At 68.2% G+C, this 14,883-nt stretch carries 14 protein-coding genes and 1 tRNA gene; 3 read left to right on the top strand and 12 right to left on the bottom strand.

The genetic code is table 11. The annotated features are described in order from the left end of the window. Positions 1-39 precede the first annotated feature (39 nt). The 7 genes from thrS to JQX13_RS40190 all read right to left on the bottom strand — a co-directional run bounded on the left by thrS (position 40) and on the right by JQX13_RS40190 (position 5,882). Positions 40-1,968, bottom strand: coding sequence for a threonine--tRNA ligase (gene thrS / locus JQX13_RS40220; protein ID WP_203404705.1), 1,929 nt, complete (start codon positions 1,966-1,968; stop codon positions 40-42). A 73-nt stretch (positions 1,969-2,041) separates the two neighbouring features. Continuing rightward, positions 2,042-2,113, bottom strand: a tRNA-Val gene (locus JQX13_RS40215). An 87-nt stretch (positions 2,114-2,200) separates the two neighbouring features. Then, on the bottom strand, positions 2,201-2,923 hold the full coding sequence (locus tag JQX13_RS40210) for a uracil-DNA glycosylase (protein ID WP_275424908.1): 723 nt from the start codon (positions 2,921-2,923) through the stop codon (positions 2,201-2,203). Between the two features lie 26 nt (positions 2,924-2,949). Then, positions 2,950-4,137 carry an AI-2E family transporter gene (locus JQX13_RS40205; RefSeq protein ID WP_203404704.1) on the bottom strand — a complete coding sequence of 396 codons (1,188 nt, stop codon included), beginning with the start codon at positions 4,135-4,137 and terminating at the stop codon, positions 2,950-2,952. Positions 4,138-4,250: 113 nt separating this feature from the next. Further along, positions 4,251-4,637, bottom strand: a complete 387-nt coding sequence (locus JQX13_RS40200; protein ID WP_203404703.1) for a PEGA domain-containing protein — start codon at positions 4,635-4,637, stop codon at positions 4,251-4,253. 23 nt (positions 4,638-4,660) lie between these two features. Then, positions 4,661-5,440, bottom strand: coding sequence for an LPP20 family lipoprotein (locus JQX13_RS40195; protein WP_203404702.1), 780 nt, complete (start codon positions 5,438-5,440; stop codon positions 4,661-4,663). A 100-nt stretch (positions 5,441-5,540) separates the two neighbouring features. After that, complete coding sequence (locus tag JQX13_RS40190; protein WP_203404701.1) at positions 5,541-5,882, bottom strand: PilZ domain-containing protein; 342 nt, start codon at positions 5,880-5,882, stop codon at positions 5,541-5,543. A 157-nt stretch (positions 5,883-6,039) separates the two neighbouring features. On the opposite strand from JQX13_RS40190, the gene JQX13_RS40185 reads away from it, so the two are divergent. Next, the gene (locus JQX13_RS40185) at positions 6,040-6,750 is read left to right on the top strand and encodes an FKBP-type peptidyl-prolyl cis-trans isomerase (RefSeq protein WP_203404700.1); all 711 of its coding nucleotides are present in this window, start codon (positions 6,040-6,042) and stop codon (positions 6,748-6,750) included. 86 nt (positions 6,751-6,836) lie between these two features. Here JQX13_RS40185 and JQX13_RS40180 read toward each other — a convergent pair whose 3' ends face one another. From JQX13_RS40180 to uvsE, 5 genes are all read right to left on the bottom strand, one after another. Next, complete coding sequence (locus JQX13_RS40180; protein ID WP_239014140.1) at positions 6,837-7,586, bottom strand: SGNH/GDSL hydrolase family protein; 750 nt, start codon at positions 7,584-7,586, stop codon at positions 6,837-6,839. Positions 7,587-7,714: 128 nt separating this feature from the next. Then, complete coding sequence (locus JQX13_RS40175) at positions 7,715-9,697, bottom strand: hypothetical protein (RefSeq protein ID WP_430384228.1); 1,983 nt, start codon at positions 9,695-9,697, stop codon at positions 7,715-7,717. A 206-nt stretch (positions 9,698-9,903) separates the two neighbouring features. Then, positions 9,904-10,107, bottom strand: coding sequence for a cold-shock protein (locus tag JQX13_RS40170; RefSeq protein WP_203404698.1), 204 nt, complete (start codon positions 10,105-10,107; stop codon positions 9,904-9,906). 122 nt (positions 10,108-10,229) lie between these two features. After that, a complete protein-coding gene (locus tag JQX13_RS40165) occupies positions 10,230-12,134 on the bottom strand; it encodes a M2 family metallopeptidase (protein ID WP_203404697.1) in 1,905 nt (634 codons plus the stop codon). A 43-nt stretch (positions 12,135-12,177) separates the two neighbouring features. Then, positions 12,178-13,104 carry a UV DNA damage repair endonuclease UvsE gene (gene uvsE / locus JQX13_RS40160; RefSeq protein WP_203404696.1) on the bottom strand — a complete coding sequence of 309 codons (927 nt, stop codon included), beginning with the start codon at positions 13,102-13,104 and terminating at the stop codon, positions 12,178-12,180. 124 nt (positions 13,105-13,228) lie between these two features. Here uvsE and JQX13_RS40155 point away from each other — a divergent pair, with 124 nt between their 5' ends. Both JQX13_RS40155 and JQX13_RS40150 read left to right on the top strand, forming a co-directional pair. Next, positions 13,229-13,756, top strand: coding sequence for a DUF3105 domain-containing protein (locus tag JQX13_RS40155; RefSeq protein WP_203404695.1), 528 nt, complete (start codon positions 13,229-13,231; stop codon positions 13,754-13,756). Further along, positions 13,753-14,847: a heparan-alpha-glucosaminide N-acetyltransferase domain-containing protein gene (locus tag JQX13_RS40150; protein WP_203404694.1), complete on the top strand. Its 1,095-nt coding sequence runs from the start codon at positions 13,753-13,755 to the stop codon at positions 14,845-14,847. Before JQX13_RS40155 ends, JQX13_RS40150 begins: the two co-directional genes overlap by 4 nt. Positions 14,848-14,883: the final 36 nt, after the last annotated feature.

The raw sequence follows: 14,883 nt of genomic DNA, 5'->3' as shown, positions 1-14,883 counted from the left end.
GTCAAGGCCTGTCAAGGGCCTGTGACTCCCAGTGCGACATCACGGCCAGGCGGCCTCTTTCTCCAGGAGCGCCTCGAAGGCCTCGAGCTTCATGGTCTTGAGGTCCTCGCCGCCATAGCGACGGGGGGACACCCCACCCGCCTCCACCTCGTTGTCTCCAACCACGAGGGTGAAGGGGATCTTCTGGAGCTGGGCGTCGCGGATCTTCGCGTTGAGCGTGAGCCCGCGCTCGTCGTAGTCGACCCGGTAGCCCTTGGCGCGCAGCTGGTCGCGCACCTTGAGGGCGTAGTCCCGCTGACGGTCCGCCACGGTGACGATCACGCCCTGGATCGGAGCCAGCCACGCGGGGAAGGCGCCGGCGAAGTGCTCGATGAGGATGGCGATGAAGCGCTCGAACGAGCCGTAGATGGCGCGGTGGAGGACCACCGGGCGGTGCTCGGCGTTGTCCTCCCCCACGTAGGAGAGGTCGAAGCGCTCGGGGGCCAGGTAGTCGAGCTGGATGGTGCCCAGCTGCCACTTGCGGCCGATGCTGTCGGACACGTCGAAGTCGATCTTCGGACCGTAGAAGGCACCGTCGCCGGGCTTCAGCTCGTACTGGAGGCCGAGGCTCTCCAGGGCGCTCTTGAGGCCGGCCTCGGCGCGATCCCACAGCGCGTCATCACCGAGCCGCTTCTCCGGCCGGGTGGACAGCTTCACCGAGTAGCTCAGACCCACCGCCTTGTAGACGCGGTCCAGCAGTTGCACGAAGCGCCGCACCTCGTCCGGGATCTGATCCTCGCGGCAGTAGATGTGGGCGTCGTCCTGGCAGAACTGGCGCACGCGGGTGAGGCCGCCCAGCGAGCCCGCCGCCTCGTTGCGGTGGAGCACGTCCTGGGTGTGCAGGCGCAGGGGCAGGTCCCGGTAGCTGTGCTTCTTGAAGCCGTAGTACAGGTGGTGACTCGGGCAGTTCATCGGCTTCAGCGAGAAGTCATGCTCCCCGCTCTCGCTGTCGAGCACGAGGAACATGTTCTCCTTGTACTTGCCCCAGTGGCCGCTCGTCTCCCACAGGCCCTTGTTGTAGAGCAGCGGGGTCTTGATCTCGACGTAGCCGGTCTCGCTCGTCAGCCGACGCATGAAGGCCGACAGGGTGTTGTAGAGCGTGGTGCCCTTGGGGGTCCAGAAGGCCGCGCCCGGCGAGTACTGGTGGAAGTGGAAGAGATCCAGCTCCTTGCCCAGCTTGCGGTGGTCGCGCTTGCGCGCCTCCTCCATCCGCGTGAGGTACTCCTGGAGCGCCTTCTTGTCGAAGAAGGCCGTGCCGTAGATGCGCTGGAGCATCGGGTTGCGATGGTCTCCGCGCCAGTAGGCACCGCTGGTGGACAGCAGCTTGATGACGCCGATCTTCCCCGTGGTGGGCGCGTGGGGCCCCAGGCAGAAGTCCACCCAGTCACCGTGGGTGTAGAGCGTGAGCGTCCTGGCGCCCTTGGCCGCGATGTCCCTGACGATCTCGACCTTGAACTTCTCCCCCTTCTCCTCGAAGAGCTTGATGGCCTCGTCCATGGACACCTCGGTCCGGACGAAGGGGAGGTTCTTGGCGATCTCCTTGTTGGCCTCTTCCTCGATCTTCTCGAGGTCCTCGGGCGTGAAGGGCTTCTCCCGGAAGAAGTCGTAGTAGAAGCCCTCCTCCGTCGCCGGACCGATGGTCACCTGCGTGCCCGGGAAGAGGCGCTGCACCGCGCTGGCCACCACGTGGGCGGCGTCGTGCCGGATGAGCTCCAGCCCCTCGGGGCTCTTCGAGGTGAAGATCTGGAGCTTCGCGTCCTCGTTGAGGGGGCGGGACAGATCCATGTCCTCGCCATTCACGCGCGCGAACAGGGCGGCCTTGGCCAGGCCCGCCCCGATGCTCTCGCGCACGAAGTCCCCGATGGTCATGCCCCGCGGCGCCTGCTTCTGGCTGCCGTCGGGGAGGGTCACCGTGATCTGATCCGCCATGCGAGACCTCGGAAAAGGACGCGGGCGGCAGGCTGTTGAGCCTGTCGCCCGCTGTGGAACCACTTTGCTGAAGTGGGTCGTAGTGGGATCGAACCACTGACCCCTACCGTGTCAAGGTAGTGCTCTACCGCTGAGCTAACGACCCGTTTGCCTCGGGACTTCTGTCGTCGAAGGCGAGCGGGGAATACAGCGGGCGCCCCGCAGCTGTCAAGGAAACAGCGCGCGCGGTGTTTCATCTTCCCCGACGATTTTCGATCAGCTCCCGGGCCCGGCCCATCACCGCGTCGAACATGGCGGGGGTGAGCCGGCCCGTCTGGGTGTTCTGCTGGCTCACGTGGTAGCAGCCCAGCAGCACCGGCGCCCCCGGCAGGGCCAGCTCCGCACCGTGGCCGAACGCGGGCCGGGGCGAGGGAATGTCCACCCCCACCCTCTCCAGCCAGGCGAGGGTCGCGCTCCAGGCGATGGCCCCCAGGGCCAGGACCACCCGGGTGGGCAGCAGCGCCATCTCCCGGTCCATGAAGGGCGTGCACCGGGCCAGCTCCTCCGGCAGGGGCTTGTTGTCCGGCGGCGCGCACTTGCACGGCGCGACGATGTAGGCCCCCTTCAACGCGAGGCCGTCCTCCCGGTGCTCGCTCCGGGGCTGGTTGGCGAACCCCGCCCGGTGCAGCCCGGCGAAGAGGAAGTCCCCCGAGCGATCCCCGGTGAAGACCCGGCCCGTCCGGTTGGCCCCATGTGCCGCCGGCGCCAGCCCGATGATGACCAGTTCCGCCCGGGCGTCTCCGAAGCCAGGGACCGGCCGGCCCCAGTACGTCCAGTCCCGGAAGGCCCGGCGCTTCTCCCGCGCCACCTGCTCCCGCCACTCCACCAGCCGGGGACACGCCCGGCAGGTGATGATCTCCTCATGCAGGCGCGCCCATTCCGCCGCGCCCTTCCCCGCTGCCTTGCTCTCGGACACGATGCCCTTCCCCGGCCCCGGACGACTCAGGCGGCCGGTCCCTCTCCCTTGTAGAGGACCGTCTTCTGGTAACGCTCCACCACCACGCGCAGCACCACCTTGAGGATGGCCGTCGTGGGCACCGCGAGCAGGATGCCGGTGAAGCCGAACAGCTCGCCGAAGGCCAGGATGGCGATGATGACGGACACCGACGAGAGGCCCACCTTGTCCCCCACCACGCGCGGGGTGATGACGAACCCCTCGGCCATCTGGCCCACCACGAACGTGCCGGCGACCACCGCGAGCTGCCACGGCCCCTGCCAGGACAGCATCAGCCCCAGCAGCGCCAGCACCACGCCCAGGGTCGTTCCCAGATAGGGCACCATGTTGCCGAACCCGGAGATGACGCCGATGACGATGGCCATGTCGATGCGCGCGAACCCCAGGCCCGTGCTGTAGAGCACCGACAGGATGGCCCCCACGGTGATCTGGCCGCGCACGAAGGCGGACAGGACGTCATCCACCTCGGAGAAGCGCCGGCTGACCAGCCCCACCGCCCGGCGAGGCACCAGCCCCTTCACCAGCCCCACCAGGTTCGGGTAGTCCTGCAGGAAGAAGAAGGCCAGCACCGGCACCACCAGCAGGCCCAGCAGCGTGGCCACGAACCGGGCGGTGTTGCCCGCGAAGCTCGCCACCAGCCGCGCCGCCGTGGGCCCCGCGCTCTGGAGCAGCTCCGAGGCCTGTCCCCCCAGCTCCGTCATGCGCTGCCTCAGCAGATCCGGCAACGGGCGCCCCAGCAGCGTCTCCACCTGCGGCACCACCCGCTCGCTGGCCCGGAGGAAGAAGTCCGGCAACTTGGCCGCCTCGTCGCGGAAGACGGGGATGAGGTACAGCACCGCCCCCACCATCAGCAGCACGCACGCGCCGAACACCACGCTCGAGCCCACGGCGCGGTTGAGGCCCCGGCGCTCCAGCGCGGTGACGGGCGGGTTGAGCACGTACGCCATGAAGAGCGCCAGCAACACCGGCACCGCCACCCCGCCGAATACCGACAGCAGCGCGAACACCAGCGCCAACGAGCCCACCATGCCCAGCGACCAGGCGAAGTCCACCCGCCGCGCCTCCGCCTCGGAGAGCCCCACCTCGGGCTCCGGTGGCTCCACCGGAGACGGCGCCGGCCCTGGCTCGAACCTGACCACCTGCAGGGGAACCTCCGCCGGGACCTCCCGCGCCATGGGCGCCTTCACCGCGCGCGCCTTGCCTCTCTTGTTACGTCCGATGGCGAACCTCCGTGCTGAGGTGAGGGTATACCGGATGTGCGCCCCGCGGCTCAGTCCGCGCCGCCGCGCTACGGCTCCACCGGCCGCAATTTGATGGTCAGCCTCGCACGGGCACGGCCTGGCTCGTAATACGTGGTGTACGGCCAGTAGCCGTCCTTCTTCACGTCGATGCGGTGCAGCCCCACCCCGACCTGGAGCCCGTTCGGCCCTCCATCGAAGTCGGTGCACACGCCCTGGACCACTCCATCCAGGTACACCTCGGCATCCGAGGGCTCGCACCGCAACAGCAGGTTGCCATCACGCGAATGAGAGGAACGCAGCAGCTCGCGCGCGCGGTCCGCCGCCGGGGATTGCACCTGCTCTGGACGGGGACCCGAGGCACACCCGAGAACCAGCCCCCCGAGCACCAGGGCAACCCCTCGCCTGCCCCGCCACTTCCCACTCCAGACCAGCATCACCAGGCTCCTCGCTCCCCCATCTACTTGATGAGGATCCCTACCCGCCCCTCGGTGAGCAGGCTCGGGTCCAGACCCTCGAGCGCCTTCGCCGCGTCCGGCCCCAACTGAAGATCCGAGCCCTCGAGCCGCGCCGCCTCCAGCATCAGCGGTTTCGTCCCCACCAGCTCCGACTTCCTGGCCGCCTCGGGGCTCTTGAAGAATCCGGCAACACCCGTGCTCTTCCGAGCCTCCGCAGACAACGACTCGACGCCATAGAGCTGCTGGCCGGACGCATCGAGCAACCGGGGCGCCAACGCCGGCACCATGCCCAGCTTCCGGGCGTCCACCACCAGCCCCGTGTACTTCGCCTTGGCGGCCTTCTTCGTCTCGGCGGGCTTCACCTCGGCCTGGGCGGGGGTGCCCGAGGGCGCCGGAGACACCAGCACCCCGGTGAGCGCCGAGAGCGGAACCTCCACGTCCATCTGCACGCCGCTGTCCGAGTAGTAGCGCTTCCCCACGACCGTATAGCCGCGGAGCACCTCCTCGACCTGGCGGCGCGTGTCCTCACGGGCCATCTCGTCGCCCACGGTCCTGTCCGCCCGGACGCGGACGCCCTTCACCTGCTCCAGCAGATCCGCGAAAGCATCCGCCTTCGCCGAGCGCTCCGCGCCCAACCTCGCCTGGGACGGGTTGGAAGCCTTCACGTCCGGTGGCCCATCCCCCGTCACCCGGAGGACCTGCCGCTGCCAATCCACCCCACTACCCTGTGCCAGTGCCGACAGCGGAGCCGCCAGCACCAGCGCCCACAGTGCACGCCTCACCTGAATCCTCCACGCTCTCGTTCAGATGGTCGGATTCAACCGGCCGGCTCCGAGCCAGGTCAAGGCGGCTCTGTCCATCCGCCCGCCAGAGGAGCATGGCTCAGTGGCCCTGCGTGTTGCGTGTCACGTAGTCATCAATCAGCCGGCGGTGCCGCTCGGTGAGCAGCGTGAAGCGAACGCCCGAACGCTCGTCGCGGCGCGGGCTGCCGGCCTCCACCCACTCACGCACCACCTCGCCCTCGGCGTAGATGACCTCTTCCGAGCCGGGCAGCTGGAACTGGAGCCCCACCCGCCGGGCGTCCTGCTCGGGCTCCAACAGGCGCGCCAGGCTCACGCCCTCCTGGCTGATGTCGGCGGCTCGGGCCATGTACGGGACGCCCCCCATGTACTTGTTCAGGTAGACGTCGAGGGGAACCCGCGCGCTCTTCCGCTTGTCGCTCATCCTCACACCCTCCCGGTGGCTCGGCTGCTACAGGTCGCTTCCTCGCTGCAGCAGGCTGTCGCGAAGGTACGAGCATCCGGACAGGCCGCAAGAAAACGACCAGCCAGAAGGCCCGGGCGGGCCTATCCTTCCGCCTCCATTGAGAAAGGCGGTTCACATGCGATTCGGAATGTTGGCGGCGGCACTGCTCGGCCTCGCCGGGATGCAGGCCCAGGCTCAGCAGGCGCAGGGACAAACACAGCTCAAGACCGAGGATGAGAAGACGGTCTATGCACTCGGCCTGTCGATCGGACGCAGCATCAAGGTCTTCGACCTGAGCCCAGCCGAGATCGAGATCGTCAAGAAGGGCATGACGGACTCCCTCACCAACGCCAAGCCCGCGGTGGAGCTGGACACCTATGGACCCAAGCTCCAGGGGCTCGCCAAGGCCCGGGGCGAGAAGGCCGGCCAGAAGTTCCTGGAGGAGGCCGCCAAGGAGAAGGGCGCGGTCAAGCTGCCCTCCGGCGTCATCTACAAGGAGCTGAAGGCCGGCACCGGCCCGAGCCCCAAGGCCTCGGACACGGTGAAGGTGAACTACCGCGGCACGCTCACCAGCGGCGTCGAGTTCGACAGCTCCTACAAGCGCGGCCAGCCCGCCGAGTTCCCGCTCGACGGCGTCATCCCCTGCTGGACCGAGGGCGTGCAGAAGATGAAGGTCGGTGGCAAGGCCCAGCTCGTGTGCCCCGCCAAGCAGGCCTACGGTGAGCAGGGCTCGCCTCCCACCATCCCGCCCAACGCCACCCTGGTGTTCGAGGTCGAGCTGCTCAGCATCGGAAGCCAGGGCGCGGATGTCCCGCGCGCGCAGCCCGCGAAGCCGGGCAAGCAGTAGGCGTTCGGGTGATTCGGGTGAGGGACTGACGGATGCTCAGACCCTCACCCCGGCCCTCTCCCAGACCAGGGGGAGGGCGAGCTGGCTCACAGACTGGAGCGGATCGCCTGGAACCAGCGCTCGGCCATCTTCGCCTCGCCCGTGGCGTTCGGATGGACTCCGTCGTAGGTGTCCGTCGACGCGTTGAACCCCGTCCACTGATCCACGACGATCACCGGCGAGGTCGTCGTGCTCTTCGACGTGGCGAACGCCGGGATGCGCTGATTGAAGGCATCCAGGGTGGTGTTCGATCTCGTGGACTGGATGACCTTGGCGAGGAACACCTTGACGCTCGGGTTCACCGCGCGGAGCTTGTCGATGATCTGCCCGATCTCCTGAAGGGTGCTGTCGATGGTGTTGCCCTGGAAGAGATCGTTCGTCCCCAGGTGGATCAACACGATGTCCGGCCGGTAGGTGGTCGCCCACCCGGAGATGCTGGCCAGGATCTGATCGGCACGCCAGCCCCAGTGCCCCTCGTGGTTGACGTCGAACCCGCTGACCGTGCAGCTGTTCGCGCCGGAGTACCCGCCCGTCTGGCTTCCGACGAAATCGGCGGTGTAACCGCCAGCGCGGATCTTCTGCCACAGCGGGCAGCGGTAGCTGGCATGGCCCGCGGCGGCCTGGGTGATGGAGTCCCCAATGGGCATGACCTTCCGGGTCACGAGCGCCTGCTCCTCCGTCGGTGTCACATCACCCTGCTCGACCGCATCGGCGCCTCCACAACCGAACGCGCCCAGCATCAAGGCACACAGTCCCGCTGCCGACTTCCGCAGGGTGCGCTTCACGAATCGAGACATGGGATTCCTCCTTGTTGGGGGTTTCGTACGACCTGGAATGGACCCATACAAACCTGTAACACAGGCCATACCCGCCTCAACTGGAATCCAATGAATACAGGTGAATTCCTACTTCCTGGGACGAATTCTCAATATCCGAGGAGCGCAGACTCCGTGGCTCGCAGCAGCGGCTCGGCGCTCACCGGCGCGCCCGTGGCGTTCGTCATCCACACGTCCGGAGTGAGGGCGCCCTGGCTCGCCATCCGCTCGAACTCCGCACCCAGGTTGCCCGCCTTGTGCAGGTGCTCCTCGATCTGGAACGCGATCAGGTGCCCCAGCGGATAGTCCGTCAGGTACAGGGGATAGGAGATCATGTGGCTGTAGATGCCCAGCAGCGGCGTCCCCTGCCCTCCCAGCACCGGCGCGTAGTAGCGATCCCACGTCTCCTGGGCGATGCGCACCACCGCCTCGCGCAGCTGCGCCGGCGTGGCCTCCGGGTGCTCGTACATCCAGTGCCACACCGCGATGTCCACCAGCGCCACCCCGGCGATCTCCCACGTCTGCCAGAAGTCGTTGAGCACCCGCTCGCGCTCACGGGCCGCGTCCGGCTTCGCCTGTCCCAGCAGCTCCAGGTCCCTGGCCTGGAAGACGAAGGCCAGCGCCTCGGTGAAGGCGTTGTTGGGCACTCCCGCCAGCAGCGTGTGGTCCACCGCGTAGAGCGAGAACACCTGCTCCACGTTGTGCCCCAGCTCGTGCACCGCGATGTTGTAGCCCTTGTAGTCCATGCCGTTGGGGCCCACCCGCGTCCGCAGCCGGGGGAAGTCCCCGCGCCGCATCGACTGCATCGCGTGTCCCGCCCCTCGCGATGGATCCACCCGGATGTGCTCCGACAGGAAGGCCGCCTTCTCCTTCGAGAAGCCCAGCCCCTGGAGGATCCGCGGCAGATCCTTCGCGAAGGCCTCCGCCGTCGGGTAGCGCTGGCGCGTCAGCTTGTCGAGCTCCGCCTCGGACAGCTTCGCGTTCGCCCTGAAGCCGGCGTACCACAGGTCCTGGGGCTCCAGCTTCCGCCCCAGCCGCTGCTCGATGAGCCGCGCCACCTTCGGAACCAGTGGGGACGTCAGCACCTGCTCCAGCAGCGCCTTCACCCGGGCCTCGGGCAGCTCACGCCCCAGCTCGAAGCTGCGCGCGATCGCCGTGGGCGCCACCGGTACGTAGGGGTCCTCCCTCCGGGCCGCGTGGAACTGCGCCAGCAGCTTCGTGTAGCGCACGTCGTCCTCGCGCTTCCCGTCCAGCACCACCGGGCGCTGGGGCGCGTCCGGCTCGAGCTCCTCCGCCGGTGCCGCCTTCACCTCGTTGGTGAACGGATTCCAGTCCACCCGGGGATTGTCGATGACGGCCGCGGGAATCGTCTGCGTGACGATGCGCTCCATCACCTTGATGATCATCCGCTGCTTCGCCACGCCCTCCGGATCCGCGTACCGGGACTTCAGCTCGTCCCGCAGATTCCAGTGGCTGATCAACCTCATCCCCTTCGGGAAGAGCCGGCGCCCCTGGTCATCCACCAGGTGGTGCATCCAGATGTTGTACTCGGCGATGTAGAGGTCCGCGTCCGCCGTCGCGCGCGTCGACGCCTGCCGCACCTCCGCGGGGACGCGGCGGCTGAAACGGCCGGTGAGCCGGGCCTCGGCCCACTGGCGGCGGGTGTAGCCCGGGCCCTTCTCCATCCGCTCGGCCAGCGTGGTGAGCGGGAAGTTGAGCAGCGCCACGAACCCCACCTTCGCCTGGAAGAGATCCTCGGTGGTGTGCGCGCCCGGGTCATACGCCGCGAGCAGCGGATCCACCGGCAGCAACGGCCCCAGGTCCAGATCCGTGGGACGCCGCAGCTCCCGGCTGATCTCGTTCAGGTGCCCGTCGAGCTGCTCGAAGGCCGTCTCCAGCCGGGCCAGGGTGGCCTCGAGCTGCTTCTCGTCGGCGATGAAGTACTCGCGCACGAAGGCGGCCAGGTCCCCGTCCTCCGCGCGCCACAACGCGGCCACCTGATCCACACCCCTCTCGATGCGGGCCCGCTGTGCCTCGCCATGGCGGGCAACGAGCTGGGCCTTCAGGGCGGAGAGATCGGCGGTCTGCGTCATGGGACGAGCCTCCGCGGGCGCGGCGCCCGCCTGGACATGGGGCTGGCCGGACGCACAGCCGAGCACGGCCAGCAGGGGAAACACCGGGGCACGCTTCAGGAGGAACCGGGATGAGAGGACAAACATGCGAGGACTCCGGACATGAAAAAGGGCCCGGCCCCAATGGGTCGGACCCTTTTCAGGAACAACCTACGAAGAGAGCCGGACTAGGCGGGACGCACGTTCTGCGCCTGCAGGCCCTTGGGGCCCTTGGTCACCTCGAACTCGACCCGCTGACCCTCGGCCAGGGTGCGGAACCCATCCATGTTGATCGCGGTGTGGTGGCAGAACACGTCCTCGCCACCGCCATCCTGCGTGATGAATCCGAACCCCTTCGCATCGTTGAACCACTTCACCGTACCAGTCGCCATTTGCTCTCTTCTTCCTTCAGACAAACGGGCGCGGAAATCTGCCGCCCGTCCCGGTCGGATGAGACCCGACCGAGCGGGCAAGAATGTAGGCTCGGCCGCTTTCCGTGTCTACCTCGCAACTCCTACCAACCGCACTTTTGACCCTTGTTCTGCTCCTGCAGCCAGGTTCGCAGCGGAGTGAAGTACTCCAGCATGGCTGAAGCATCCATCTCCCGCTGTCCGGTGAGGGCCTCGAGCGCGTCGGGCCACGGCTTGCTGGCGCCCATCTCCAGCATGGCCTGGAGCCGCTTTCCGGCCTCCTTGTTGCCGTAGATGGAGCACTCGTGGAGGGCGCCCTGGTGCCCGGCGGCCTGGCAGAGCGCGCGGTGGAACTGGAACTGGAGGATACGCGCCAGGAAGTAGCGCGTGTAGGGGACGTTGGCGGGGACGTGGTACTTGGCGCCCGGATCGAAGTCCTGCTCGGAGCGCGCCACCGGCGCGCGCACGCCCTGGTACTTCTCGCGAAGTGCCCACCACGCCTTGTTGTAGTCCTCCGGCTTCACCCGCCCGGAGAGCACCTCCCAGCGCCACTGGTCCACGAGCAGACCGAAGGGCAGGAAGGCCACCTTCTCCATGGCGTCCTTCATCTGCAGGTTGATGAGGCCCTTGTCCCCCTTGGGCACCTCCTTCAGCAGACCCATCTGCTTGAGATAGCCCGGCGTGATGGAGAGGGTGATCGCATCGCCGATGGCCTCGTGGAAGCCGTCATGCGCGCCCTGCTGATAGAGGGCGGGGAGCTTGTAGTAGTACGTGTAGTAGTAGTTGTGCCCCAACTCGTGGTGGATGGTGACCAGATCCTCCTCGGTGGGCTTGATACACATCTTGATGCGCAGATCGTTGTCGTAGGTGACGTCCCACGCGCTGGCATGGCACACCACCTCGCGGTCGCGCGGCTTGGTGAACTGCGAGCGCTCCCAGAACGTCTGCGGCAGCGGCTCGAGGCCCAACGAGGTGAAGAAGCCCTCGCCCGTCTTCACCATGCGGATGGCGTCGTAGTCCTGCCGCTTCAGCTCGGCGTCCACGTCCAGGCTGGGCTGCCCCTTGTAGGGCTCCACCAGGTTGTAGATGTTGTTCCACTCCTGCGCCCACATGTTGCCGAGCAGGTGCGCGGGGATGGCCTTGCCGGCGGGCACCTTGTCCTCGCCGTACTGCTTCGCCAGCCGGGCGCGCACGTAGCAGTGCAGGTCGTCATAGAGGGGCTTCACCTGCCCCCACAGCCGCTGGGCCTCCTTCTCGAAGGCCTCGGGCGGCATGTCGTAGTTGGAGCGCCAGAGCGCGCCGAGGTCCGGGAAACCGATCTCCTGGGCCCCCTCGTTGGAGATGCTCACCATGCGCTGGTAGAGCGGGCGCATCGGCTGCGCGATGGCGTGCCACCCCACCCAGGCCTCGAGCAGCTCGTCGTAGTCGCGGCTCTTCGCCATCACATCGGACAGCTCGCCCAGGTCCTTGCACTGGCCCTTGCCATCCTTGCCGCAGTACTTGCCCTTGCCGTAAAGGCCCTCGAGCTTCGCGGCGATGGAGGCCAGCTCCGAGCGCTTCCGCGCATCGCTGGGCGCGACCAGCGAGGAGGACACGCGCAACAGGTGCAGCGTGCGCGCGGTGTCCGCGTCCAGCCCCTGCACGTCCTTGAAGCGGGCGGCCTCCTTGATGGCCTGGTTGATGTAGCCCATCACCTCCTCGTTGACGGTGGCCGCGTTCCGCTCGGTGTCGTCGGTGATGTAGGTGGCCTTGATCCACTCGGCCGTGGACTGCCGTACCCACAGCCGCTTGAGTTCCTCGTTCACGCGGGTGGCGAACTGACGCGCGTCCTCGGCCGTGGGCTGGACCTCGGCGGACTTCTGCGTCTGAGTGGAAGACTCCGAGGCACGAGGCTCCTGGGAGGCGGCGGTGGAGCCATGCGCCGAGGGCGTACAGCCAGGAGTTGCGACGAGCGGCACGGCCACGAGGGCCGCGCGCAGGAGGTGCTTGACGGGAGGGGTACGATTCATGGCGGGGCACAACCGTAGAGGAATGCCCGCGCGAAACGCACCTCTAAAGTGAGGGGGTGTTCACGGGTTGGGCGAGGGATTCTTGACGCAGTGCGAAGAGCGCCAGGTCCTTGTCCTTGGCCTCCAGCATCAGGTCCGCCGGACCGTCCAGCGCCGCCACCACGGCCCGGAAATCCTCCGGGTCGATGCGATCCGCGTGAGCCCCCGGCCGGCCGTCCGGCTTCTGGCTCGCCAGGTGGAACTTGGGCCTCAGGTCCAACGCGCGCCAGGAGGCCGCCGACTCGCGCAGCAGCTCCTCGAGGGACATCACCGGCTCCGAGGGCTCGATGACGTTGTGCAGGTTGTCCGCGAGCCAGGGCAGCCCGTGCGAGCGCGCCAGCGGGGCGACCTCTCGCGCGCTCCAGATCTTGTCATCGTGCTCGAGGACGAGCCGGTTGCGTAGCTCCTCGGGCATGGCGTCCAGCATGCGATGCGCGTTGTCCAGGGCCTCGGGCCGGCCCGGCGCGGCACCTCCGAGGTGGAGGACCACGCGAGCCTCGGGCCCCTGGCCGAGCAGATCCAACACCCGGGCGCTGTAGCGCAGCTCGGCGATCGCGGCGTCGCGCACCCGCTGGTGCACGGACGTCAACGAGGCCGCCGCCGGCGAGGGGTGCATCGAGAGGCGTTGGCGCGAGCGCCGGGCGATATGCCCCAGCCGCTCGAATTCCCGCGCCCACCTCCGCCACCACTTCAGCGTGTTGACCGGGTGCGAGCCGAACGGGATGAGCGACGAGCCGATGCGGAACAGCTCGATGCCGTGCGCCTCGTTGAAGAGGAGGATCTGCTCGAGCTCGGAGAGGTTCTGCTCGATGAGCGCCTCCAGCCGCTGAGGCGTGGCCCCCGCGAGCCGGCACGTGTGGCTGGCTCCCAGGCCGAGGGAGAGGCAATTGGCGACGTAGCCGAGTCGATATGAAGAGAGTCCTTCTCGCACCCTTCTAGGATTCGTATGGACGGAAGCATCGCCCAGGCTCGCTGAACCCGACCGGGAGGCGATCGACCCGGCTGGCCCTCTGCCCACTCGTCCACCCGGGGCCGATGCGATAGAAGGACAACCGATGTCCCCGCTTCGTCGCGCGCTTCCCGCCTTCCTCCTGGCTCCATTGCTCGCCTGCAGCTCGAGCGAGCCAGACTGTTCCCGCTACGAAATCCAGCACGCACCGCCCCCCGAGAGCACCCGGCACCTCACCTGTTCGAGCACCGCGTGTGGAGACGGGCTGAACCCACCCACCAGCGGCGAGCATTGCAGTGACACCCTGCGCTGCCGGGTCCACGACACCGAGCCGAACCGGTGCGTGTGGCTGCACAACCTGGAGCACGGGCACGCGGTCTTCCTCTACAACTGCCCCGAGGGCTGCCCCGAGCTCGTGTCCACACTGGAGTCCGTCCGGCAGGAGGCGAAGGTCGGAAGCAACGGCGTGGTTCGCGCCCTCGTCGCTCCGGACTCGCGCATCCCCCATCGCGTGGCGGCGCTCCTGTGGCGGCGCTCCTGGGTCTCGGACGAGGCCGACCCGGACGCCCTGCGCTGCCTGCTGCGCTTCCAGGACGACGAAGCTCCCGAACCCGGCCTCGCCTGCCTCCCATGAGTCCCGCGCCTCCCTCCGATCGCGTCCGCGCCATCGACTGGCTGCGCGGCATCGCGGTGCTGTTCATGGTCCAGTGCCACGCGTTGGTGCTGCTGCGCCCGGAGCTGCGCCAGAGTCCGACGACGAAGTTCCTGCTCCGGATCGACGGGCTGGTGGCCCCGGCCTTCCTCTTCTCGGCGGGCTTCGCGCTCTCGCTGCTGCTGGTCCGCAGCGCCGCCAGTGGAAAGCGGAGTGAGCGGCTCGGGCGCAACCTGCGCCGGGCCCTGCAGGTGCTCGGCGTGGCCACGCTCGTCAACTGGATGTGGTTCCCCCTCTTCCAGCAGCCGAAGTGGCTGGTGCGCCTGGACATCCTCCACTGCGTGGGGCTGTCGCTGCTGATCCTCCTGCCCTTCACCGCGGGAATGGCCTCGCGGCCCCGCGTGCTGCGCGGCGTGGCCCTGGCCCTGGCGCTCGTCACCTTCTTCCTGTCACCGCTCGGCGAGGCCGTGAACGGGCCATGGGCCTACGTCCTCAACAAGTCCACCGGAGCCGTGTTCCCCCTGCTGCCGTGGCTCGGCTTCTCATGGCTCGGGGCCTATGCCGGGGCGGTGGCCGGCGAGCAGGGCCGTGCCGGACTCGTCCGCGCCCTGCTCTTCCTCACCGGGCTCGGCGCCGTGGGCTGGCTGGCGGCGGAGCCCCTCCGCAACCTGTACCCGGAGCACCGGTTCTTCGTCACCAACCCCTCCAACGCGGCCGAGCGATGGATGTGGATATGCATCGTGCTGCTCGGGTTGATGGTGCTGGAGCGGCGGATGGCGCGGGGGACCGCGCCCTCCCGGGTGCGGCGCTTCGTGGAGACGTTCGGCACCTCCTCCCTGTCCGCGTACGTCTTCCACGAGGGGCTGCTCTACTTCCACATCTTCGGCTTCTCCTTCGAGAGGGTGTGGGGCCACCGGAGCGGCTGGGGGCAGTACACGCTGCTGACGGTGGCGCTCATCGGCCTGACGTACGGGCTGTGCCTGGCGGTGGATGGGCTCCAGCGGCTCCCCCGGACCGTGGGCCCCCTTCTTCGGGCGAGGTGGGCGGCCCTCGGTGCCGGACAGTCGCGGTGAGGGCTCGGGCCCCCGCCGGCTGCCCGGCTCACCCCG

The sequence above is a fragment of the Archangium violaceum genome (assembly GCF_016859125.1).
Taxonomy (GTDB): Bacteria; Myxococcota; Myxococcia; order Myxococcales; family Myxococcaceae; genus Archangium; species Archangium violaceum_A.
Note: the sequence above shows the minus strand (reverse complement) of the source record. Positions and strands in the feature narration are given on the sequence as shown.

Coding starts and splice junctions, on each gene's coding strand:
- JQX13_RS40150 (WP_203404694.1), top strand. CDS start 13,753: ATGAGTCCCGCGCCTCCCTCCGATCGCGTCCGCGCCATCGACTGGCTG.
- JQX13_RS40175 (WP_430384228.1), bottom strand. CDS start 9,697: ATGACGCAGACCGCCGATCTCTCCGCCCTGAAGGCCCAGCTCGTTGCC.
- JQX13_RS40185 (WP_203404700.1), top strand. CDS start 6,040: ATGCGATTCGGAATGTTGGCGGCGGCACTGCTCGGCCTCGCCGGGATG.
- JQX13_RS40190 (WP_203404701.1), bottom strand. CDS start 5,882: ATGAGCGACAAGCGGAAGAGCGCGCGGGTTCCCCTCGACGTCTACCTG.
- JQX13_RS40170 (WP_203404698.1), bottom strand. CDS start 10,107: ATGGCGACTGGTACGGTGAAGTGGTTCAACGATGCGAAGGGGTTCGGA.
- JQX13_RS40165 (WP_203404697.1), bottom strand. CDS start 12,134: ATGAATCGTACCCCTCCCGTCAAGCACCTCCTGCGCGCGGCCCTCGTG.
- JQX13_RS40205 (WP_203404704.1), bottom strand. CDS start 4,137: ATGGCGCGGGAGGTCCCGGCGGAGGTTCCCCTGCAGGTGGTCAGGTTC.
- JQX13_RS40155 (WP_203404695.1), top strand. CDS start 13,229: ATGTCCCCGCTTCGTCGCGCGCTTCCCGCCTTCCTCCTGGCTCCATTG.
- thrS (WP_203404705.1), bottom strand. CDS start 1,968: ATGGCGGATCAGATCACGGTGACCCTCCCCGACGGCAGCCAGAAGCAG.
- JQX13_RS40200 (WP_203404703.1), bottom strand. CDS start 4,637: ATGCTGGTCTGGAGTGGGAAGTGGCGGGGCAGGCGAGGGGTTGCCCTG.
- JQX13_RS40180 (WP_239014140.1), bottom strand. CDS start 7,586: ATGTCTCGATTCGTGAAGCGCACCCTGCGGAAGTCGGCAGCGGGACTG.